The organism is Sphingomonas sp. DC5200-1 (assembly GCF_049897245.1).
GTDB lineage: Bacteria > Pseudomonadota > Alphaproteobacteria > Sphingomonadales > Sphingomonadaceae > Sphingomonas > Sphingomonas aquatilis.
This window is the reverse complement of record NZ_JAFCVW010000004.1, coordinates 501,176-522,195: the sequence shown is the minus strand read 5'-3', so window position 1 is coordinate 522,195 and position 21,020 is coordinate 501,176. Positions and strand designations below refer to the sequence as shown.

General features: G+C 67.9%; 19 protein-coding genes. 6 read left to right on the top strand and 13 right to left on the bottom strand.

The window, feature by feature from the left end; all coding sequences use genetic code 11:
• The 7 genes from ACP7A3_RS11570 to glmM form a co-directional block, all read right to left on the bottom strand.
• Positions 1-885, bottom strand: coding sequence for a bestrophin family protein (locus ACP7A3_RS11570; RefSeq protein ID WP_017980102.1), 885 nt, complete (start codon positions 883-885; stop codon positions 1-3).
• Positions 886-963: 78 nt separating this feature from the next.
• On the bottom strand, positions 964-2,019 hold the full coding sequence (gene folP / locus ACP7A3_RS11565; protein ID WP_426255648.1) for a dihydropteroate synthase: 1,056 nt from the start codon (positions 2,017-2,019) through the stop codon (positions 964-966).
• 322 nt (positions 2,020-2,341) lie between these two features.
• Positions 2,342-3,496, bottom strand: coding sequence for a site-specific DNA-methyltransferase (locus tag ACP7A3_RS11560; protein ID WP_426255647.1), 1,155 nt, complete (start codon positions 3,494-3,496; stop codon positions 2,342-2,344).
• 165 nt (positions 3,497-3,661) lie between these two features.
• Positions 3,662-4,339: a ribonuclease HII gene (locus ACP7A3_RS11555; RefSeq protein ID WP_426255646.1), complete on the bottom strand. Its 678-nt coding sequence runs from the start codon at positions 4,337-4,339 to the stop codon at positions 3,662-3,664.
• Positions 4,340-5,107, bottom strand: coding sequence for a bifunctional hydroxymethylpyrimidine kinase/phosphomethylpyrimidine kinase (gene thiD, locus ACP7A3_RS11550; protein WP_426255645.1), 768 nt, complete (start codon positions 5,105-5,107; stop codon positions 4,340-4,342). It abuts the gene before it with no gap.
• 555 nt (positions 5,108-5,662) lie between these two features.
• Positions 5,663-5,887 carry a DUF1272 domain-containing protein gene (locus ACP7A3_RS11545; protein ID WP_426255644.1) on the bottom strand — a complete coding sequence of 75 codons (225 nt, stop codon included), beginning with the start codon at positions 5,885-5,887 and terminating at the stop codon, positions 5,663-5,665.
• The gene (glmM, locus tag ACP7A3_RS11540; RefSeq protein WP_426255643.1) at positions 5,887-7,227 is read right to left on the bottom strand and encodes a phosphoglucosamine mutase; all 1,341 of its coding nucleotides are present in this window, start codon (positions 7,225-7,227) and stop codon (positions 5,887-5,889) included. The genes ACP7A3_RS11545 and glmM overlap by 1 nt, the downstream gene beginning before the upstream one ends.
• Before the next feature lie 58 nt (positions 7,228-7,285).
• On the opposite strand from glmM, the gene ACP7A3_RS11535 reads away from it, so the two are divergent.
• Positions 7,286-8,536 carry a dicarboxylate/amino acid:cation symporter gene (locus ACP7A3_RS11535; RefSeq protein WP_426255642.1) on the top strand — a complete coding sequence of 417 codons (1,251 nt, stop codon included), beginning with the start codon at positions 7,286-7,288 and terminating at the stop codon, positions 8,534-8,536.
• Positions 8,537-8,611: 75 nt separating this feature from the next.
• Here ACP7A3_RS11535 and ACP7A3_RS11530 read toward each other — a convergent pair whose 3' ends face one another.
• Positions 8,612-10,426, bottom strand: a complete 1,815-nt coding sequence (locus tag ACP7A3_RS11530; protein ID WP_294286436.1) for a peptide MFS transporter — start codon at positions 10,424-10,426, stop codon at positions 8,612-8,614.
• Between the two features lie 117 nt (positions 10,427-10,543).
• Here ACP7A3_RS11530 and ACP7A3_RS11525 point away from each other — a divergent pair, with 117 nt between their 5' ends.
• Positions 10,544-11,113 carry a nitroreductase family protein gene (locus tag ACP7A3_RS11525; protein WP_426255641.1) on the top strand — a complete coding sequence of 190 codons (570 nt, stop codon included), beginning with the start codon at positions 10,544-10,546 and terminating at the stop codon, positions 11,111-11,113.
• Positions 11,114-11,189: 76 nt separating this feature from the next.
• A complete protein-coding gene (locus tag ACP7A3_RS11520) occupies positions 11,190-11,546 on the top strand; it encodes a GntR family transcriptional regulator (protein WP_244056775.1) in 357 nt (118 codons plus the stop codon).
• 102 nt (positions 11,547-11,648) lie between these two features.
• Here the strand turns inward: ACP7A3_RS11520 and ACP7A3_RS11515 are convergent, their stop codons facing one another.
• Complete coding sequence (locus ACP7A3_RS11515) at positions 11,649-12,467, bottom strand: arylamine N-acetyltransferase family protein (RefSeq protein WP_426255640.1); 819 nt, start codon at positions 12,465-12,467, stop codon at positions 11,649-11,651.
• 640 nt (positions 12,468-13,107) lie between these two features.
• Positions 13,108-14,826 (bottom strand): acyl-CoA dehydrogenase, encoded by a 1,719-nt coding sequence (locus tag ACP7A3_RS11510; RefSeq protein WP_426255639.1) that lies wholly within the window; start codon positions 14,824-14,826, stop codon positions 13,108-13,110.
• 36 nt (positions 14,827-14,862) lie between these two features.
• Here ACP7A3_RS11510 and ACP7A3_RS11505 point away from each other — a divergent pair, with 36 nt between their 5' ends.
• Positions 14,863-15,786, top strand: coding sequence for an L-threonylcarbamoyladenylate synthase (locus ACP7A3_RS11505; protein WP_426255638.1), 924 nt, complete (start codon positions 14,863-14,865; stop codon positions 15,784-15,786).
• Positions 15,787-16,174: 388 nt separating this feature from the next.
• Here the strand turns inward: ACP7A3_RS11505 and ACP7A3_RS11500 are convergent, their stop codons facing one another.
• From ACP7A3_RS11500 to ACP7A3_RS11490, 3 genes are all read right to left on the bottom strand, one after another.
• Positions 16,175-17,041: a flagellin gene (locus ACP7A3_RS11500; RefSeq protein ID WP_017980117.1), complete on the bottom strand. Its 867-nt coding sequence runs from the start codon at positions 17,039-17,041 to the stop codon at positions 16,175-16,177.
• An 81-nt stretch (positions 17,042-17,122) separates the two neighbouring features.
• Positions 17,123-17,989, bottom strand: coding sequence for a flagellin (locus ACP7A3_RS11495; RefSeq protein ID WP_241890263.1), 867 nt, complete (start codon positions 17,987-17,989; stop codon positions 17,123-17,125).
• A gap of 129 nt (positions 17,990-18,118) precedes the next feature.
• Positions 18,119-19,021, bottom strand: a complete 903-nt coding sequence (locus tag ACP7A3_RS11490) for a flagellin (RefSeq protein ID WP_018250613.1) — start codon at positions 19,019-19,021, stop codon at positions 18,119-18,121.
• 317 nt (positions 19,022-19,338) lie between these two features.
• Between ACP7A3_RS11490 and ACP7A3_RS11485 the strand changes: the two genes are divergently transcribed.
• Positions 19,339-20,658 carry a sigma-54 interaction domain-containing protein gene (locus tag ACP7A3_RS11485; RefSeq protein ID WP_426255637.1) on the top strand — a complete coding sequence of 440 codons (1,320 nt, stop codon included), beginning with the start codon at positions 19,339-19,341 and terminating at the stop codon, positions 20,656-20,658.
• Complete coding sequence (gene fliE / locus ACP7A3_RS11480; RefSeq protein ID WP_017980121.1) at positions 20,655-21,020, top strand: flagellar hook-basal body complex protein FliE; 366 nt, start codon at positions 20,655-20,657, stop codon at positions 21,018-21,020. Before ACP7A3_RS11485 ends, fliE begins: the two co-directional genes overlap by 4 nt.

The following is a 21,020-nucleotide window of genomic DNA, read 5'->3' as shown; positions in this document are numbered from 1 at the left end:
TTACCAGAGTACGCCCTTGACCGGAGTCAGCGGCGGGGGTGCCTCGTCGCCGATCGACTGGAGCAGATCGATCTCGATCGTCCGGCACATCGCGGTCAGCGGCAGATCGTGAACCGTATTGGCGAACGGATCGACCAGATCGTCACCGATCGCGAGCACCGCGAGAAACATCAGCCCTGCCACCGTCGACCCGAGCGGCGTCGCGAAGCCCAAGGTCTCGACGAGGCCGATCGGCAGCAGGATGCAGAAGACGTGCGTGAACAGCGTCGGGAAGAAGCGGAACTGGTTCGGCAGCGGCGTATTCTTGAGCCGCTCCATCCCCCCTTGGGAATTGGCGATGTCGACCAGCGTCGATTCCATCCGCGTCTGCTGGATCGTATCGATCAGGCCGGCGCGGCGCGCATCGTCGATACGGCGGCCGGTGCCGTCGAGCAGGCCGTTGGCGATGTTGGTGCGGGCAAGCGCCGGCTCCGCCTCGCCGCGCGACAGATATTTCAGCACCTGTTCGTCGACCGGCTGCTTGCGCAGCTGGCAGCGTAGCGCATTCACATAGGCGATCTGGCGCAACACGATCGTGCGGCGCAGGTCATGCGCCTCTTCGGCGGGCAGGAAATTGCGCGCTTCGCGGCTGATGTTGCGCGAGGCGTTGATCATCAGTCCCCATAGCGAACGCCCTTCCCACCAGCGCGCATAGGCCGAATTGGCGCGCGTGCCGAGGAACAGCGCCAGCACCGACCCGAACAGTGTCAACGGCAGCGACGGCGCCTTGAACGGCAGGACGTAATAGGTGACCGTGACGATGACGTCCCAGACGAAGAGGAGCGTCAGCGGCTTCCAGACCTCGGCGATGATACGGTTCAGTCGAGGGGAGGATGCAACGATCATGGAACCTCACGAATGATGACGGAGCGGCCATAACGCGCATCCGCGCGCTATGGCCGCTCCGCAACACTATTTTACGGTTCAGCCACCCACGAGGGCCCGGTCGCGCAGGCCGCGCCACACGCGCAGCGCCTGAACCGTTGCGGAAACGTCATGAACGCGCAGGAGTTGCACGCCGGCTTCCGCCCCCTTCAGCGCGAGCGCAAGACTGCCGCCGAGGCGCGCCGCCACCGGGGCTTCGTTGTCGAGCGCGCCGATCATCCGCTTGCGGCTGGCGCCGAGCATGATCGGGCAGCCGAGACCGTGGAACAGCGCGAGGCCGTTGAGGAGCGCGAGATTCTCCGACAGCGTCTTGCCGAAGCCGATGCCGGGATCGACGATGATGCGCGACCGGTCGATGCCCGCTGCCGTCACCGCGGCGATGCGCGCGTCGAGCCAGTCGAACACCTCGGTCAGCACGTCGCGATAGCCGGTGCGGGCATGGCCACCCTCCTTGGGATCGGGCGAATGCATCAGCACCACAGGGCAACCAGCCTGCGCCACGACGGCGAGCGCGCGATCGTCCCAGAGCAACGCGGAGACGTCGTTGACGATCTGCGCACCAGCGGCGAGCGCGGCTTCCATCACCGCGGCCTTGCGGGTGTCGATCGAGACGAGCGTGCCGCTGCGGGCGAGGCGTTCGACGACCGGCTGAATGCGGGCGATCTCGTCGCCCTCCCAGACCTGCGCGGCGCCGGGCCGGGTGGATTCGCCGCCGAGATCAATCAGCGCGGCGCCGGCGGCGGCCATGTCGACGCCGGCGGCCGCGGCGGCGGCGGGATCGGCGCTGTGCTGGCCGGCGTCGGAGAAGCTGTCCGGCGTGACGTTGAGGATGCCGGCGACGAGCGGCTGGTCGAGACGGAGCGTGCGGTCGCCGAGGACGAGCGGGGGGCGCGGCGCGGTGATGGCGGTGTGGAGCGTCTGGGCGTGGTCGCCGAGGGTGGCGATATCGGCAACCGGGACGGTGCGTTTGGTGCCGTTCTCGATCACCTCATAGGCCGCGAACCATTGCAGGCCGCCGGCGAGGCGGGCGACGCTGCCGTCGGCCTGGGTGACGGGGGTGTCGACGAACTGGACGGGGCGGAGGTGGAGGGTCATCGTTCCCGTGTCCTTGCTGTGGGCCGACAAGGCAAGAGGCGGCCGGATGGCGACAACGGGGGGCGTCGCTTACCGCCCCCTCCGTCACCGCTTTGCGGTGCCACCTCCCCCTGGCGGGGGAGGAGTTTGGTGTCGTCCGACCCCGTTCCGGGCCGCCCCCCCCCCTCCGTCACCCCGGACTTGGTCCGGGGTCCACTCCGCGGCGAGGGGGGCGGCTGGAGGCTCTTGCCGTTCCCCTGTGGCCCGGTGGACCCCGGAACAAGTCCGGGGTGACGGGAGGAAGCAGGCACCCGCTCCTTCCCCGGCTTTGCCGAGGGGGACCTTACGGCTGGGTCGCGAGCAGGTAGGTCTGTCTCAGCATATCGATCGGCTGGAGCTTGCCGCCGGCTTCATGCTGCCAGAAGGTCCAGCCATTGCAGGCGGGGGCGCCTTGCAGCGTCGCGCCGAGCTTGTGGATCGAGCCGCTGGCGCCGCAGTCCGACAGCAGGCTGCCGTCGGCGCGGACAGTCACGCGGAAGCGGCGCTTGGTGTCGGTAAGCACCGCGCCGGGCTGGAGATAGCCGTTTTCGACCAGGACGCCGAATGCGACCTTGGGCTGCTGACGCGGCGACTGCATCGTCGACAGTGCCGATTCATCGAGCGGCAGCGCGGCGGCGATGCGTTCCTCGGCGGCGGCGATGTAGTCGCCCTCACGCTCGATGCCGATCCAGTGGCGGCCCAGGCGCTTGGCGACCGCGCCGGTGGTGCCGGTGCCGAAGAAGGGGTCGACCACGACGTCGCCGGGCTTCGTGCAGGCGAGCAGGATGCGGTAGAGCAAAGCCTCGGGCTTTTGCGTCGGGTGGACCTTCACGCCGTCCTTCTTCAGGCGTTCCTGCCCACCGCAGATCGGGAATTCCCAGTCGGAGCGCATCTGCAGCTCGTCGTTCAGGGTCTTCATGCTGCGATAGTTGAACGTGTATTTCGCGCCCTCGCCCTTCGACGCCCAGATCAGCGTCTCATGCGCGTTGGTGAAGCGGGTGCCGCGGAAATTGGGCATCGGATTGGCCTTGCGCCACACGATGTCATTGAGGATCCAATAGCCCAGATCCTGCACCGCGGTGCCAACGCGGAAGATGTTGTGATAGCTGCCGATCACCCAGATCGAGCCGGTGTCCTTCAGGATGCGATGCGCCTCGGCCAGCCAGGCGCGGGTGAAGGCGTCATAGGCGGCGAAGGTGTCGAACTTGTCCCAATCGTCGGTGACGGCATCGACATGGCTGCCGTCGGGACGGAACAGCTCGCCGCCGAGCTGGAGGTTGTAGGGCGGATCGGCGAAGATCATGTCGACCGACTTGTCGGGCATGGCGCGCATCGCCGCGATGCAATCGCCGCGGACGATCTGGTCGAGCGGCAGCACGCGCGTATCGACCGGCGCCGCCACCTTGCGCACCGTCGCGCGCGCAACCTTCGGCTGCCTGACCTTCTCGATAACCGCCATTACGTCCCCCTTGGACCCCTATTCGCGTCAGATGGTGGACTCGCGTCAAGGCCTGAGTGGTTAACGATAAAGCTTACCATCCCGTTAAGCGGCCCGATCGACGACTCGGCCCCGCAAGATATGGGAGCGTCGATTCCGTGCGTCCCCCAGCGCTGGGGGTGTGACTCAAAAGACTCGGCCATGAAATTGGTTAGCGGCAGAGGCGGTGAACAGCGGTCCCGCCGCCGCGTCGGGCGTGATTCGCGCGTAGGCGGCGGCGACGGGCGCGAAGCTGCGACGGTGAATCGGGGTCGGCCCGTGTTCGAGCAGCGCCGCCAGATGGTGCTTGCAGCCGTAGCCCTTGTTCGAATGCCAGTGATAGTGCGGGTGAACCGCGGCATGCTCCAGCATGATCGCGTCGCGCGTTTCCTTGGCGAGGATCGAGGCGGCGGCGATCGACAGGCTGTGCGCGTCGCCGCTGACGATCGCGGTGGCGGGATAGGACCAGCGCGGCAGGCGATTGCCGTCGACCAGCACATGGCCGGGATCGCAGCCGAGCTTGAGCGTCAGCGCATCGACCGCGAGCGTCATCGCCTTCATCGTTGCCCAATAGATGTTGAGCGTATCGATCTCGTCCGCCTCCACGATGCCGATGCCGAAGACGGCGCGGGTCTGGATGAGCGTGCAGAGGCGGGCGCGTTCGGTGGCGGAGAGCTTCTTGGAATCGTCGATGCCGCGCGGCGTGCCCTTGGCGGGCAGCACCACCGCGGCGGCGACGACCGGCCCGGCGAGTGGGCCGCGCCCCGCCTCGTCCACCCCGGCGACGGGTGGCAGGCAGGCCTTTTCGTGCTTCAGTCCGGGCATTCAGCCTTCCAGTTCGTCAAACGGCACCACCCCGAGCGCATGCCCAAGCGGGCCATGGCCGGCACCGAGACCCGGTGCATGCATCATCGCAATGCGGACGAAGCGGACGGCCTGTACGAACGCATCCTCGATTCCCAGTCCGCTGGCGAGACCCGCTGCCAGTGCGCTGGCCAAGGTGCATCCCGTGCCATGGGTATCGTCGGTGTCGAAGCGCTTGCCGATGAGCCGACGGATTTCTCCGCCGGGCGACAGCAGCCGGTCCGTCACCGACGCCCCGTCACCATGCCCGCCCTTGGCGACGACGTGACAGCCATGCGCCACCACCGCCGCTTCGCCGCCGAGTGCCGCCAGTTCGGGAATGTTGGGCGTCACCACCGACGCGATGCCCATCAGCCGGCCGAAGGCGGCGATCGTGTCGGGATCGGCGAGGACGGAGCCGCTGGTGGCGATCATCACGGGGTCGAAGACGATGGGGACGTCGAGGGTTTCGAGCACATCGGCGACGGCGTGGACGGTCGCGGCGGAGCCGATCATGCCGATCTTCACCGCGTCGACGCCGAGGTCGTCGATGACGCTCGTCATCTGCGCGACGACCATGTCGACGGGGACGGGATGCACCGCCTGCACGCCCAGCGTATTCTGCGCGGTGATCGCGGTGATTGCGGTCATCGCATGGCCGCCAAGCATCGTGACGGTCTTGATATCCGCCTGGATACCGGCGCCGCCGCCCGAATCGGACCCGGCGATGATGAGGACGCGGGGGATCATGATTGTTTCCGGAAGTGGACGAAGTGGACGGTACGTAATGTCCGGACTCGCTCCCCGTGCTGGGGCGTTGCGATGACGATGGCGGGGGTGTGGCTTGTCGGGTGAGCCATAAGGGTGTGCCATGGCATATTTGGGGGCGTGTAGGACAGCGGTTTTGGTTCGCGCGAAGACGCGAAGACGCGTCGGGGTTGCGTTGGGTGGTGGCGGGGCCGCGGGTGAGGTCTCTTTGCGGCTTCGCGGCTTTGCGTGAACCATCGGCGGTATCTGGGGCGATGGGGATTGGGTTCGCGCGGAGACGCGGAGACGCGGAGGGTTGCGCTTGTGGAGTGGGTGCCGCGTCTCGCGGGCGGGGTCCATTGTCGAACCGTTTTGGTGAGAGCTGCCGCGGGTCCAGACGCAACACCTCCGCGTCTCCGCGTCTCCGCGTGAACCAAAATTGTTCGTCATCCCGGCGCACGCCGGGATCCATGGTGGCGGTGATGTCGCGGTGGTGCGCCGACGCTGGTGGCGCCGTGTCCATGGATCCCGGCGTTCGCCGGGATGACGAATTGAGGGTCAGGCCTGGAAGCGGCGTTCGGTGACGGCGGGATTCGCCTTTAGCGTCTTCCCCAACCGCGTCGGACGGTCGAGGAGTTCGCCGCTGCAATTGGGGCAGCGTTCGTCCATTGCATCGGCGCATTCGGTGCAGAAGGTGCATTCCATCGAGCAGATGAACGCACCCGGTGCGTCGGCGGGCAGGTCCATGCCGCAGCGCTCGCAGTCGGGGCGCATTTCCAGCATCAGGCGGCGGCCTGGCGGACGGCGTCGCAGATGCGGTCGACGAGCGTTTCGACCTGACGCGCATCGTCGCCTTCCGCCATCACGCGGATCACCGGTTCGGTGCCCGACGGGCGGATAACGAGGCGGCCGGTGCCGGCGAGCTCGGCCTCGGCGGCGGCGATCACGTCCTTGACCGACTGCGCCTCCAGCGGCTTGCCGCCGGCGAAACGGACGTTCTTGAGCAATTGCGGCAGCGGTTCGAAGCGGTGCAGCACTTCGCTGGCCGGTGCGCCGGCGCGCTTCAACTCGGCGAGCACCTGCAATGCCGCGACGAGGCCGTCGCCGGTGGTGCCGTAATCCGACAGGATGATGTGGCCCGACTGTTCGCCGCCGACATTGTAGCCCGACGAGCGCATCTTTTCGAGCACGTAGCGGTCGCCGACCGCAGTGCGGACGAGGCCGAGGCCCTGCGCCTTCAGATGCCGTTCGAGGCCGAGGTTCGACATGACGGTCGCGACGAGGCCGCCGCCCGCGAGCCGGCCGCGGCGCGCCCAGCCGGCGGCGATCGTCGCCATCAGCTGGTCGCCGTCGACCACCCTGCCCTGTTCGTCGACAACGATCAGGCGGTCGGCGTCACCATCCAGCGCGATGCCGATGTCGGCGCCCGACGCGACGACGGTTTCGGACAGTGTCTGCGGCGCAGTGGAGCCGACGCCGTTGTTGATGTTGACGCCATTGGGCGTGACGCCGATCGCGATGATATCCGCGCCCAGTTCCCACAGGGCAGACGGCGCGACCTTGTACGCGGCGCCGTTCGCGCAGTCGATGACGACGCGCAGGCCGTCGAGGCGCAGATCGGTGGGGAAGGTGTTCTTGGCGAAGTGGATGTAGCGCCCTTGCGCGTCGTCGATGCGGCGCGCGCGGCCGATCTGCGCGGCGGGCGCGAGCGGCACCTCGCTGTCGATCAGGCCCTCAATCGTCAGTTCGGCCTCGTCGGACAATTTGTAGCCGTCCGGCCCGAACAGCTTGATGCCATTGTCGGCGAAGGGATTGTGGCTGGCCGAGATCATGACGCCGATGTCGGCGCGCATCGTCTGCGTGAGCATCGCAACCGCGGGCGTCGGCAGCGGCCCGACCATGATGACGTCCATGCCGGCGCTGGTGAAGCCCGCGACCAGCGCAGATTCGAGCATATAGCCCGACAGGCGCGTGTCCTTGCCGATCAGCACGCGATGCTTGTGATCCCCGCGCTGGAAATAGGCGCCGGCCGCCATGCCGACCTTCATCGCCATCGCCGCGGTCATCGCGCCCGCGTTGGTCAGCCCGCGAATTCCGTCGGTGCCGAAGTATTTCCTTGCCATCGCGTGGTTTCCGTCCCGCTATGCGTTTTCGTATTTTCCCGATGCGCCAAGGAACCCGATGTCGCAAGCCACCCGTATCCTTCTGGCGCTCGTCGCCGGCATCGCGCTCGGTATCCTGGGGGTCGCGCTGAATCGTGACGCCGCGCTGGCGGTGACGACCGTCACCCAGCCGATCGGCGAGGCGTGGCTGCATGGCTTGCAGATGGTGATCGTGCCGCTAATCGTCGGGCTGCTGGTGACGGGGATCGCCGCGACGGCGGAAGCGGCGCGCGCCGGGCGGATTGCGGGGCGCGCGGTGGCGCTGTTCGTCGTGGTGCTGTGGGGCACGACGCTGATGTCGGCGGCGGTGATGCCGCTGCTGCTGGATGCCTGGCCATTGCCGGAGGCGTGGTCGCAGGCGCTGCGTGCCGCGCTGACCGCGGCGCCGGTGATGGGCAAGGTGCCGACGCTGGCCGATTTCTTCAACACGATCGTGCCGACCAATGTCGTGGCGGCGGCCTCGGGTGACGCGTTCCTGCCGCTGACGGTGTTCACGCTCGCCTTCGCCTTTGCGATCACGCGGCTGGAGGCGGAATCGCGCAAGCGGCTGACCGACCTGTTCCAGAGCATCACGGACGCGATGCTGGTGATCATCGGCTGGGTGTTGAAGCTGGCGCCGATCGGCATCTTCGCGCTTGCCTATGGTGTCGGCGCGCGGACGGGGGCGGCGGCGTTCGGGGCGCTGGTCCATTATATCGTGCTCGTGTCGACGATCGGCTTCATCGTGCTGCTGGCAGGCTATGCCGTGGCGCGGGTGTTCGGCGGCGTGCCGGTGCGTGCCTTCGCCAGGGCGGTGGCGCCGGCGCAGGGGATCGCGATCAGCACGCAAAGTTCGCTCGCCTCGCTGCCGGCGATGCTGAAAGGGTCCGAGGCGCTGGGCGTCGCTCCGGCGACGGCGGGGATCGTGCTGCCGGTCGCCGTGGCGATATTCCGCGCGACGAGCCCGGCGATGAACCTGGCGGTGGCGCTGTACGTCGCGCACTGGCTGGGGGTGCCGATCGGACCGGGACAGCTCGCGGCGGGGGTGGCGACCGCGGCGATCACGACGATGGGGTCGGTGTCGCTGCCGGGGACGATCAGCTTCTTCGCGAGCGTAGCGCCGGTGGCCTTCGCGATGGGCGTGCCGATCGAGGCGCTGGGCTTGCTGGTGGCGGTGGAGACGGTGCCGGACCTGTTCCGGACCGTGGGCAATGTGACGATGGATGTGGCGGTGACGAGCGTGGTGGGGCGGGAGAAGCGGCCCGACCAGAACCCGTCACCCCGGGCCTGACCCGGGGTCCCGCTTCTCTCGCCGCAGACAGAAGAAGCGGGACCCCGGCTCTGCGGCCGGGGTGACGGGCTTGGCTTACTTCACGCCGTGCATCCACTTCTTGAGCGGCCAGGACAGCAGCAGCAACACGATACCGAGGCCGATCGCCCATTCGGCGATGAGCGTGAAGACGCCGTTATAGGTGTCGAGGCTGACCTTCAGGTTCGTCACCTGCCCGCCGACGGTTTCGACGCTGGCGACCTGCGCGATCATGCCGGCGAAATACTGCGCGACCGAGATCGAGAGGAACCACACACCCATCATCAGGCCGACGATGCGCGCGATCGACAGCTTGGTGATCATCGACAGGCCGACCGGCGAGATGCACAGTTCGGCGAGGCTGTGGATCAGATAGAGGCCTGCGAGCCACCAGATGCCGACCTTGAAGTCCGGCCCGACGAAGCGGCTGCCGAAGACGAGGAACAGGAACCCTGCGCCGACGCCCATCAGCGCGATGCCGAACTTGACGGGAATCGACGGTTCACGGCCCAGCGATGCCAGCTTCGTCCACATCGCCGCCATCACCGGCGCGAAGAGCACGATGAACAGCGCGTTGAACGTCTGCGTCTGCCCGGCCGAGATCGGATAGCCGAAGATGTGGAGGTCGGTGTTGCGATCGGCGAACAGCGTGAGGCTGGAGCCGGCCTGTTCGAACAGCGTCCAGAACACGACGTTGAAGGTGATGAGCACCATCGCCGCCAGCATCATCTGGAATTCGGTGCGGCTGCCCGACACGAAGCTCCAGATCAGGATGCCGGGCACCGCGATGATGAAGGTGCCGAACAGCAACTTGCCCATCAGCGGCAGCGCCAGGACATAGGCGACGATCGAACCCGCTCCCGCTGTCGATTCCGCGCTGTTCATCAGGTTGACGAACAGAAGGTAGAACAAGGGGATACCGATCAGCGCCGCGGCATAGATGCCGAGCGTGCGGTTGGCGGGCTGACCCGCGGGCTGTTCGCCGTAACCGGTCAGGCGGCCGCCATCGAACTGGATGAGGATCCACGAGAGCAGCATGCCGAGCGCGGCGAGGCCGAACCCCGCCCACCAGCCAAGGCCTGCCCAGACGCCCGGAATACCCACCGCGAGCAGCGGGCAGAGGAATTGCGAGAGCAGCGAGCCGAGATTGATGCCCATGTAGAAGATGGTGAAGCCGCTGTCGCGACGGCGATCGCCCTGCGCGTAGAGCTCACCCACCATGGTCGAGATATTGGGTTTGAAGAAGCCGTTGCCGACCGAGATCATGCACAAGGCGATGAGCATCAGCGTCGTGTAGAAGGTGCTGCGCTCGCCGTCCGACGCGAAGCCGCCCTTGGCGATCGTGCGCTGCGGCTGGCCGTCGGCCCCGAGCAGCGCGACGCTGCCGTCGTCATTGCCCTTGATCGCCAGCTTCTGCGTGCCGTCGATGACGTAGCGCGTCTCGACGCCGTTCACCTGCGCGACCGCGACGTCGTAGCGCTGACCATCGATCGTCGCATAGGGCTTGGCGGGCTGGCCACCGAAGGCGAGCGTGAAATAGCCGAGCGCCATCAGGATCGCGCCGAACTTCACTGCGCGCTTGGACCCCAGATACTGGTCCGCCAGATAGCCGCCGACCAGCGGCGTCAGGTACACGAGCGCGGTATAGCCGCCATACAGGCCGGTCGCCGCGCGGTCGCCGAACAGGAAATGCTGCGTCAGATAGAGCGTCAGCAGCGCGCGCATGCCGTAATAGCCGAAGCGTTCCCACATTTCAGTGGTGAACAGGCGCGCGAGCTGGCGGGGGTGGCCGAACCAGGTCTTTTCGGCGGCCGGATTGATATGGCTGATGTCAGGCTCGCCGCGGTTGTCCGCGGTCGGGGTGTCCACCATTCGTTACGCTCCCTGAACTGTGCCGCATCGCTGCGCACGCATCGTCGTTAATGGTATCAAGAGTAACGACAAAGCCGCGACTGTAAACATCGGCGTCTCGCGGCTATGGCGGCCGCCATGTTCAACGACACCTCCACGCCGCTTTCGTTGCTGACCACGCGCCGTTCCGGCAAGCCGCGCGACCTGACCGCGCCGGGCCCCTCGCCCGAGCAGCTCGAGCAGATGATCGCCATCGCGGCGCGCACGCCGGACCATGGCAAGCTCGCCCCCTGGCGCTTCGTCATCGTCGACGATCGCGCCGCGCTCGCGACGCTGATCACCGATGCCTATCGCGCCGAACGCCCGCAGGCGGCGCGGACCGAGATCGAATCGCTGGAGCAGTTTGCGCACCAGGCGCCGGCTTTGGTCGTCGTCCTCTCGTCGCCCAACACGACCAGCCATATCCCGCGCTGGGAGCAGGAGCTGTCGGCGGGCGCAGCGACGATGAACCTGCTGCATGCCGCGCATGCGATGGGCTTTGCGGGCGGCTGGCTGACCGGCTGGCCGACCTTTTCGGAAGGCGTGCGCGATGCCTTCGGCGGGCCGCACGAACGGATTGCGGGCTTCGTCTTCCTCGGCACGCCCGGTCGGCCGCTCGACGAACGGCCCCGTCCCGATCTGGCACGCGTGATCAGCCACTGGCCCTGATCGCACGGATTTTAAGGCAGGTTCGGACGGAAAGGTTTGGGATGGACCTTTTGTGCGACTGGTGTATTAAACAACCATGACAGCGCTCAGCAACGAGGACAGCCCGGTCTACATCCGGCTGCGTGGCACCATCGCCGCCGGGATCCTGCGCGGCGATTACCGCACGGGCGACCAGCTTCCCTCGGTTCGCGCCTTTGCCGCCGAACATGGCGCCAACCCGCTGACGGTCGCCAAGGCGTATCAGAGCTTTCAGGACGACGGCTATGTCGAGGTGCGGCGCGGCGTCGGCATGTTCGTACTGCCCGGCGCGGCGGACAAGCTGCGCGCGGCGGAACGTGCGAGCTTCATCGAAAATCAGTGGCCGCGGATCCGGGGCTATATTGATTTGCTGGGGCTGGATGCGGCGGACCTGCTGAGCGCCGAACGGGTGTAAGCCCCCATTTCCCCTTCACCCCGGGCTCGACCCGGGGTCCCGCTTCTTACCGAGGCGGGAGAAGAAGCGGGACCCCGGCTCAAGGCCGGGGTGACGCGATCGTCAGAACAGCCCCAGTGCCGCCACCTCGTCCGCGGTCAGATCGATGCCGAACATCAGCGACATGCGCATGCGGTAGACGCGCGGATCAGTGATCTCGCTTTCGGTGTCGTTATCGCCCGCGCGGCGGTGGTAGCGGCGATCGGTGAGCCCGGCAAAGCCATGGGGCAGGACGATGCTGGCGATCGTAATCTGCGTGAAGCGGCTGCCGGGCGCGGTCGACGTCCAGTGATTGGACAGCGCGAGATCGGCATCGGCGACGGCGGTTTCGTGGAAGCTGTATTGCGGCTGCCAGCCCTCGCCCGTGCCGCGGCCGTCGGTGGAGCCGGCAGCGCCCTTGCGCAGCAGCATCCAGCCGTGCGCGGCGTCGCGCGTCAGACGGAAGCGCGCGCCGTCGGGGGCGTCGACTTCCCACCCGTCGACCAGCGCCATGACCGGCGCATAGCTGCCGCCGAAGCCCGCGTCGGCGATCCAGTCCGCGCCGTCGATCGTCACGAGGCTGAACGTGTGGGTGAGCGGCGGCACCTCGGTTGCGCCGAGCCAGACGCGGGCGAGCAGCGGGCGCGCGTCGAAGCCCAAGGCGGCGAGCGCATCGAGGAACAGGCGATTGTGTTCGAAGCAATAGCCGCCGCGCTTGGCGGTGACGAGCTTGGCGAACACGCTGGCGCTGTCGATCGCGATCCCGCGCCCGAGGCGGACGTCGAGGTTTTCGAACGGGATCGCCAGGCGGTGTTCGCGCTGCAGGCGGCCGAGGCCTTCGGCGTCGGGGGTCACGCGGGCCGGCAGGCCGATGCGGGCGAGATAGGCGTCGAGATCGAACATACCTGCGCTTTCGGGACGAATGCTGCGGTTGGCAAGGGTTGGGTGGTGGGTGGTGCCGCCTTTCCTGCCCGCGGCACGGCGGGCGCGTGCCGGAGGCTGCCGGCGGCTAGGGGCGGAGACGGGGGCTCTTGCCGTCCCCTCGCGGAAAAGTGGACCCCGGACCGAGTCCGGGGTGACGGTGGGGGCGGGGCGATGCCCGGTCCTCCCCCGCCAGGGGGAGGTGGCGCCGCGAAGCGGTGACGGAGGGGGAGGTCGGCGGCATCCTCCGTTATGAAGGACATCGCTGACCGCCCCCTCCACCATTCGGCTTGCGCCGAACGGTCCCCCTCCCCCTGGCGGGGGAGGAGTTCAGCGCTGTGACGGCTTCGGTGACGCTCGGTCCGGCGTCATGCCGGGCGAGCGCGCCGGTCTGGAGACTCCTGCCCCCCCATGGAGGCGTGGACCCCGGAGCGAATGCGGGGTGGCGGTGTGGGTGGGGCGGCGCTTAAACCTCCCCCGCCAGGGGGAGGGGGACCGTTCGGCGTCAGCCGAATGGTGGAGGGGGAGGTCGGCGGCATCCTCCGTTATGAAGGACGTCGCTGACCGCCCCCTCCGTCATCGGCTTTGCCGGTGCCACCTCCCCCTGGCGGGGGAGGACTTTTTAGGCGGCGAACGCCTCTGCCGGCACCGCGTACAGCACATCCGCCTTCGCCGTCGCCGCGGCCTTAAGGCCGAGCGCTTCGGGGACGATCTGGTCGAGGTAGAAGGCGACGCTGGCGCGCTTCATCTGGGCGAAGGTTTCGTCGCCCGTCGCATGGCGGGCTTCGCGTTCCAGCAGCCAGCCGCAGGTCGCGACCGAGGTCATCGTCAGGAACGGATAGCTCGCGGCGAGCTTGTCGTCGGCGTCCGCGGTGGCGAGGCGGTGGGCGATCTGGTCGACCGCGTCGATCAGCGCGACGAGATCCGGGTGCTGCGCCTCGGCACGCATGTCGGCCACCAGCGCGGTGAAGGCGGCACCGTTTTCCAGGCCCAGCTTGCGGCCGACGAGGTCGGCGGCCTGGATGCCGTTGGTGCCTTCGTAGATCGGCGTGATGCGCGCATCGCGGAAATACTGGGCGGCGCCGGTTTCCTCGACATAGCCCATGCCGCCATGGACCTGGACGCCGAGGCTGGCGACTTCGTTGCCGATATCGGTGCCGTGCGCCTTGGCGAGCGGCGTCACCACCTCCAGCCGGTTCTTCGCCGCGGCATCGCCCAGGCCGGCGCGGTCGACCTGGCCCGCGGCATAATAGACGAGAGCGCGGGCGGCCTGGGTCTGCGCCTTCATGCGCAGCAGCATGCGGCGGACGTCGGGGTGTTCGACGATGCGCACCGGGTTCTTGTCGGGCGAGCCGGCGCGGGCGGACTGGACGCGTTCGAGGGCATAGGCGACCGCCTTTTGCGTCGCGCCTTCGGCCACCTGCACGCCCTGCAGGCCGACGTTGAGGCGGGCGTTGTTCATCATCGTGAACATCGCGCGCATGCCGCCATGTTCGGGGCCGATCAGCTCGCCGATGCAATCGTCATGGTCGCCGAAGGAGAGGACGCAGGTCGGCGAGGCGTGCAGGCCCATCTTGTGTTCGATCGACACGACGCGCACGTCGTTGAAGTCGCCGGGCGTGCCGTCGGCGTTCAGGCGATACTTGGGGACGAGGAACAGGCTGATGCCGCGCGTGCCGGCGGGCGCATCGGGGGTGCGGGCGAGGACGAGGTGGACGATATTGTCCGCCATGTCGTGGTCGCCGAACGAGATGTAGATTTTCGTGCCCTTGATCGACCATTTGCCGTCACCCAGCGGCTTGGCGGTCGAGCGCAGCGCGCCGACGTCGCTGCCCGCCTGCGGTTCGGTGAGGTTCATCGTGCCGGTCCAGGCGCCGGTGGCGAGGTGCGGCAGATATTGCGCCTGCTGGTCGGGCGTGCCGTGGTGGATCAGCGCCTCGATCGCGCCGACGGTCAGCGTCGGGCAGAGCGCGAAGCCCATGTTGGCGCTGCCCAACGTATCGAGTACCGCGGTCTGGATCGCGAAGGGCAGGCCCTGGCCGCCGAAATCCTCCGGCACGCCGATCGTGCCCCAGCCGCCCTCGACGTAATCCTTATACGCCTTGATGAAATTGGCCGGCATATGGACGCCGTCGGGGGTCCATTTTGCGCCGACGGTGTCGCCTTCGCGGTTGAGCGGCGCCCATTCGCCCGCGGCGAAGCTCGCGACGCCCTCCAGCACGGCATCGACAACGTCGGCGCTGGCGGCGGCGAAGCGATCCGTGTTCGCCAGTTCGTCGATCTTCACGACATGCTCCAGCACGAAACGCTGGTCGGCGACGGCGGCGGTAAAGGACATCATTCTCTCCCAAGGATCAGCACGATATAGCGTCGGAAAATGGCCGATCCAAACCCGCGCATCTTACCCTACGGCATGGCCGCGATCGACGAGGCGGCCAAGCGAATCGCCCGCGGCGAATGCGTCGCGGTGCCGACCGAGACGGTCTATGGCCTCGCTGCCGACGCGCGGAATGCAGAGGCGGTGGCGGGCATCTATGCGGCGAAGGGGCGGCCGAGCTTCAATCCGCTGATCGTCCATGTGCCCGATCTCGCCGCGGCAGAGCGGATCGCGGTGTTCGACGAGGATGCGCGGGCGGTGGCGGCGCGCTTCTGGCCGGGGCCGCTGACGCTGGTGCTGCCGCTGCGCGCCGACGCCGGGATCGCCGCGCTGGTGACGGCGGGGCTGGACACGATCGCGCTGCGCGTACCGCGGCATCGCGCGATGCAGGCGTTGCTCGCCGCCAGCGGGGCGCCGCTCGCCGCGCCGTCAGCCAATGCGAGCAACGGGCTGAGCCCGACGCGGGCGGAGCATGTCGCCAGGAGCCTGGGACCGCGGGTGCCGCTGATCATCGACGACGGCGCGTGCGCGGCAGGGGTGGAATCGACGATTGTCGCCGGGCGGACGATCCTGCGGCCGGGGCCGATCGCGGCGGCGGACCTGCCCTTCCCCGTGACGCGCCGCGCGGAGGGCGCGGCGATCACCGCGCCGGGTCAGCTCGCGACGCATTATGCCCCCGTCAAGCCGCTGCGGCTGGAGGCGACCGAGCGGCGCGCGGGTGAATGGCTGATCGGCTATGACTCTATAATAGGGGACGACACGCTGTCGGCGTCGGGCGACCTGATAGAGGCGGCGGCGCGGCTGTTCGATGCGTTGCACCGGGCCGATGCGAGCGATGCCGCGGGGATCGCGATCGCGCCGATTCCGCATGCGGGGTTGGGCGAGGCGATCAACGACCGGCTGGCGCGCGCGGCGCATCGGTAACGGCGCCCGGCTGGGGGCGGTATGGCCGCCCCGCACACCACGTCACCCCGGACTGGTTCCGGGGTCCACCAGGCTGCGGGGGCGCGGCTGGAGGCCCTAGCCATCCCCCTCGCCGCGGAGTGGACCCCGGACCAAGTCCGGGGTGACGGAGAATGTGGGGCGGGCGGTGCGCGCCGCATTTGTCGAACGACACGATGGTTGCTGGAAGACGGTGTGCGTGCGGCGGGCGTTGCGTGCGGCATCACGCCGAAAACCCCGGCGGTCGCTGGCGACCACCGGGGCTCTGGCTTGCTCGACCTTGGGGGACGAGCTCGGTCCGGCGCCGGCACCCTTGGGGGGGGCGGTGCCCGCGCCGAAGTACGCGGTTACTGAAAGTCGTCGGCTGCCGTTACTGGAGCAGCTTCATCACGCCCTGCTGGCTCTGGTTCGCCTGCGCGAGCATCGCGGTCGAGGCCTGGCTGAGGATCTGCGCCTTGGCGAGGTTGGTCGTCTCGGACGAGAAATCCGCGTCCGTGATCTGGCTCTTCGCCGCGGTCAGGTTGGTGGAGTTGGTGGTGAGGTTGTTCACCGCCGACTGCAACTGGTTCTGCGCGGCGCCGAGGCCGGCGCGATAGGTGCTGACCGTCTTCAGCGCCGAGTCCACCGTGGCGAGCGCGGTGTTGGTCGCGGTGGTGAGGTCGATCGACGTCGCGTTGGTGATCGTCGTGTCGTCGGTCAGCTTGTTAAACTTGACGTTCACCGAGTCGGCCGCGTTCGCACCTGCCTGGATCTTGAAGGTGCTGTAGGCGGGCGCCACCGGTGCCGGTGCCGCGGTGGCGGCGGTGACCGTGCCGGCCGACGCGTCGAACAGCTTGTTGCCGTTGAACTGCGTGTTGGCGAGCGTCGAGGTGATCTGCGTCGACAGAGCGGAGACTTCGGCCTGCATGTTGGCCTTGTCCGACGTGCTGTAGGTGCCGCTGGTCGCCTGCACGGTCAGTTCGCGGACACGCTGCAACATGTTGGAGACTTCACCCAACGCGCCTTCCGCGGTCTGCGCCATCGCGATGCCGTCGTTGGCGTTGCGGATGCCCTGGTTCATGCCCCGGATCTGGGCCGTCATCGTATCGGAAATCGCGAGGCCGGCAGCGTCGTCCTTCGCCGAGTTGATGCGCTGCCCGGTCGACAGGCGCTGCATCGCGGTGGACAACGCGGCATTCGCGTTGGTGGAGGCATTGGCGGCGCGCAGCGATGCCACGTTTGTGCCGATGACGGTCATGATCGTTCCTTCTGTAAGGGGGGTTAGGAAGGAGCCTCTCCGTCACCGCGAAGGTGACGGAGCTGCGCGGGTAGCGGAACCTTACTGGAGCAGCTTGAGCACGCCCTGCTGGCTCTGATTGGCCTGGGACAGCATCGCGGTGGATGCCTGGCTCAGGATCTGCGCCTTGGCGAGGGCAGTCGTTTCGGCCGAGAAATCGGCGTCCGTGATCTGGCTCTTCGCCGAGGTAAGATTGGTGGAGTTGGTGGTGAGGTTGTTCACCGCCGACTGGAGCTGGTTCTGCGCGGCACCCAGGCCGGCGCGGTAGGTGCTGACCGTCTTCAGTGCCGAGTCGACCGTGGCGAGCGCGGTGTTGGTTGCGGTGGTGAGATCGAGCGACGTCGCGTTGGTGATCGTCGTGTCGTCGGTCAGCTTGTTGAGCTTCAGGTTGATCGCATCCGCCGAGTTCGCACCCGCCTGGATCTTGATCGTGCTGTAGGCGGGCGCCACCGGGGCCGGTGCCGCAGTGGCGGCGGTCACGGTGCCGGCCGACGCGTCGAACAGCTTGTTGCCGTTGAACTGCGTGTTGGCGAGCGTCGAGGTGATCTGCGCGCTGAGCGCGGTGACTTCGGCCTGCATGTTCGTCTTGTCGGACGAGCTGTAGGTGCCGCTGGTCGCCTGCACGGTCAGTTCGCGGACACGCTGCAGCATGTTGGACACTTCGCCCAGCGCGCCTTCGGCGGTCTGCGCCATCGCGATGCCGTCGTTGGCGTTGCGGATGCCCTGGTTCATGCCGCGGATCTGCGCGGTCATCGTGTCCGAGATCGCCATGCCGGCGGCGTCGTCCTTCGCCGAGTTGATGCGCTGCCCGGTCGACAGGCGCTGCATCGACGTTTGCAGCATCGCGTTGGCGGAGGTGGAAGCATTAGCCGCGCGGAGCGAGGCGACGTTGGTGCCGATAACAGCCATGTGACAATCCTTGGTTGATTATTGGCACCTCACCGCCGCCCCCCCTGGGCGAAAGGCTGAGCTACCATGTTGGGATACGGCCGGACGCGGTCCGAACTTGCGGAATTTATCCGGCCGTCAGGGAGGACATTACTGGAGCAGCTTGAGCACGCCCTGCTGGCTCTGGTTGGCCTGGCTGAGCATCGCGGTGGAGGCCTGGCTCAGGATCTGCGCCTTGGCGAGGGCGGTCGTTTCGGCCGAGAAGTCGGCGTCCGTGATCTGGCTCTTCGCCGCGGTAAGATTGGTCGCGTTGGTGGTGAGGTTGTTCACCGCCGACTGGAGCTGGTTCTGCGCGGCACCCAGGCCGGCGCGATAGGTGCTGACCGTCTTCAGCGCGGTATCGACGGTGGCGAGCGCCGAGTTGTCGGCGGTCGTCAGGTCGATGCCGGGGACCGGCGCCGGCGCCGGGGCGGTGGCGTCGCCGATGACCGCGGTCAGCGAAGCGTTGTTGGTCAGCTTGTTGAACGTCAGGCTGACCGCGTCGGCGGCGTTGGCGCCCGCCTGGATCTTGAACGTGCTCGACACGGCGACGACGGGGGCCGGCGCGGTGCCGGTCGTGTTGACGGTGCCGGCCGTCGCGTCGAACAGCTTGTTGCCGTTGAACTGCGTGTTGGCGAGCGTCGAGGTGATCTGCGTCTTCAGTGCCGAGACTTCGGCCTGCATGTTGGTCTTGTCCGACGAGCTGTAGGTGCCGCTGGTCGCCTGCACGGTCAGTTCGCGAACGCGCTGCAGCATGTTGGCGACTTCGCCCAGCGCGCCTTCGGCGGTCTGCGCCATCGCGATGCCGTCGTTGGCGTTGCGGATGCCCTGGTTCATGCCCCGGATCTGCGCGGTCATCGTGTCCGAGATCGCCATGCCGGCGGCATCGTCCTTCGCCGAGTTGATGCGCTGCCCGGTCGACAGGCGCTCCATCGACGTCTGCAGCGCCTGGTTGGCGGCCGTCGACGCATTGGCGGCGCGGATCGAAGCAACGTTAGTACCGATAACAGCCATGAGAACCTCCATTGGTCTGCGGCCTGTCGCTGCCTCGTTGGCGAGGAAGGCCGAGCCGTCATGGTGGGTAACGGCCGGTCGAAACGGGCTTTAAGCAAAAAAATCGCGGGCCATCGGCGATGGCCGGGAACCCGGATTGCGCGGCAGGAGAAAGCACGCGCCCGCATGCAGGCACGTGCGACGTACGCGGGCACGGGTGCGGGGCGGGCGCGGCGCGCGCGCACGAGCGCCCGGAAATATTTTGCCGGGCGGCAACCGTTTTAACGACCCGTTTACCAGTCTTGCCGCATTTCAACGCTCATCCTTGGGGGATGACCATGCGTTCGATTTTTCCTTCCGCTGCAGTGATGCACCGCAAATATGCGCTCGTTTCGGGCCTGCGCGCCCAGGGCTTCGGGATCGGATCGTTCGAATCCGGCCAGCCCGCAGCCACCGACCTGTTCCTGGTCGCCGAGGGCGAGGCCCCGCCGGCCCCGGCGCGCACGGTCATCATCGGCGATGGCCCGCGCCACGTCGTGCCCTCGCAGGGCGGCAATCCGGCGCGCATCGCCTTCGGTCCCGAAGACGCCGCGGTCGGCAACGGCTTTGCCCGCGCGCTGGTCGCCGGCCCCGACACGCCCACCGCCGCCGACCCCGAGAGCCTGGCGCTGCTGGCGCTGGCCGAACGCGTCGCGCAGGCGGACATCACCGTCCTGATCAACGGGCCGACCGGCACCGGCAAGGAAGTGCTGGCGCGCGCCATCCACAACAATTCGCCCCGCAAGAACGGGCCGTTCGTCGCGATCAACTGCGCGGCGCTGCCCGAAACCATGCTGGAGGCGCTGCTGTTCGGCCACCAGAAGGGCGCGTTCACCGGTGCCTCGTCGGGCGGCGAAGGCTTCTTCCGCGCGGCCGACGGCGGCACGATCCTGCTCGACGAGATTGCCGAGATGCCGCTGCAATTGCAGGCCAAGCTGCTGCGCGTGCTGCAGGAGCGCGAGGTGGTGCCGATCGGCGCCTCCGTGCCGCAGCCGATCGACGTGCGCGTCGTCGCCTGCGCCAACCGCGACCTGCAGGCCGAAGTCGCCGCGGGCCGCTTCCGCGCCGATCTCTACTACCGCCTGTCGGTCTTCCCGCTCAGCACCAAGCCGCTCGCCGACCGCACGCAGGACATTCCGGCGCTCGCCGCAACGATGATCCTGCGCCATGCCGGAACCCGCGCGGTGGTGCCGTGGCCGACCGCCGAGGCGGTCGAGACGCTGATCCGCCACGATTGGCCGGGCAACGTGCGCGAGCTGGAGAATGTGATCCAGCGCGCGCTGCTGTTCGCCGGCGGCGACACGATCGAGGCGAGCCACATCGTGTTCGACCGCCCGATCAGCTTCACCTTCCGCGAGACCAGCCCGGTGACGCCGCTGTTCGCAGTCGCGCCCGCCGCCCCTGCCCTGCCCGCCGAGCCGGCGACCTTGGGCAATGTGGTGCAGATGAGCGAATTCCAGGCGATCCGCGAGATGCTGGCCGCGTGCGGCGGCAGCCGCGTCGAGACCGCGCGGCGCCTGGGCATCTCCGAGCGCACGCTGCGCTATCGCCTCGCCAAGGCGCGCGAACAGGGTGACGACCTCGCCCGGCCCGCCACTGCCTGGGCGGCTTCGGCATGAGCGGCGTCGGTGGTGTGGGTGGCGCGATGAGCGTCGACCGCGTGATGCAGCTGCGCGCGCAGATCCTGGAACGCAACCAGGCGCTCGCCCGCGCCGGATCGGCCGAGGGCGCGGCCCCGACGCAGAGTGCCGCGACGAAGCCCGCGAGCTTCGCCGACACGCTGCAGGACGCGCTGAAGGACGTGAACGCGAGCCAGAACAAGGCGAGCGCGCTGTCGGAAAGTTACGAACGCGGTGAGACGGTCGATATCGCCAAGGTGATGCTCGCCCGCCAGGAAGCCTCGGTAGGGTTCGAGGCCACGCTGCAGGTCCGCAACAAATTGCTGTCCGCCTACAAGGACATCATGAGCATGCCGGTGTAA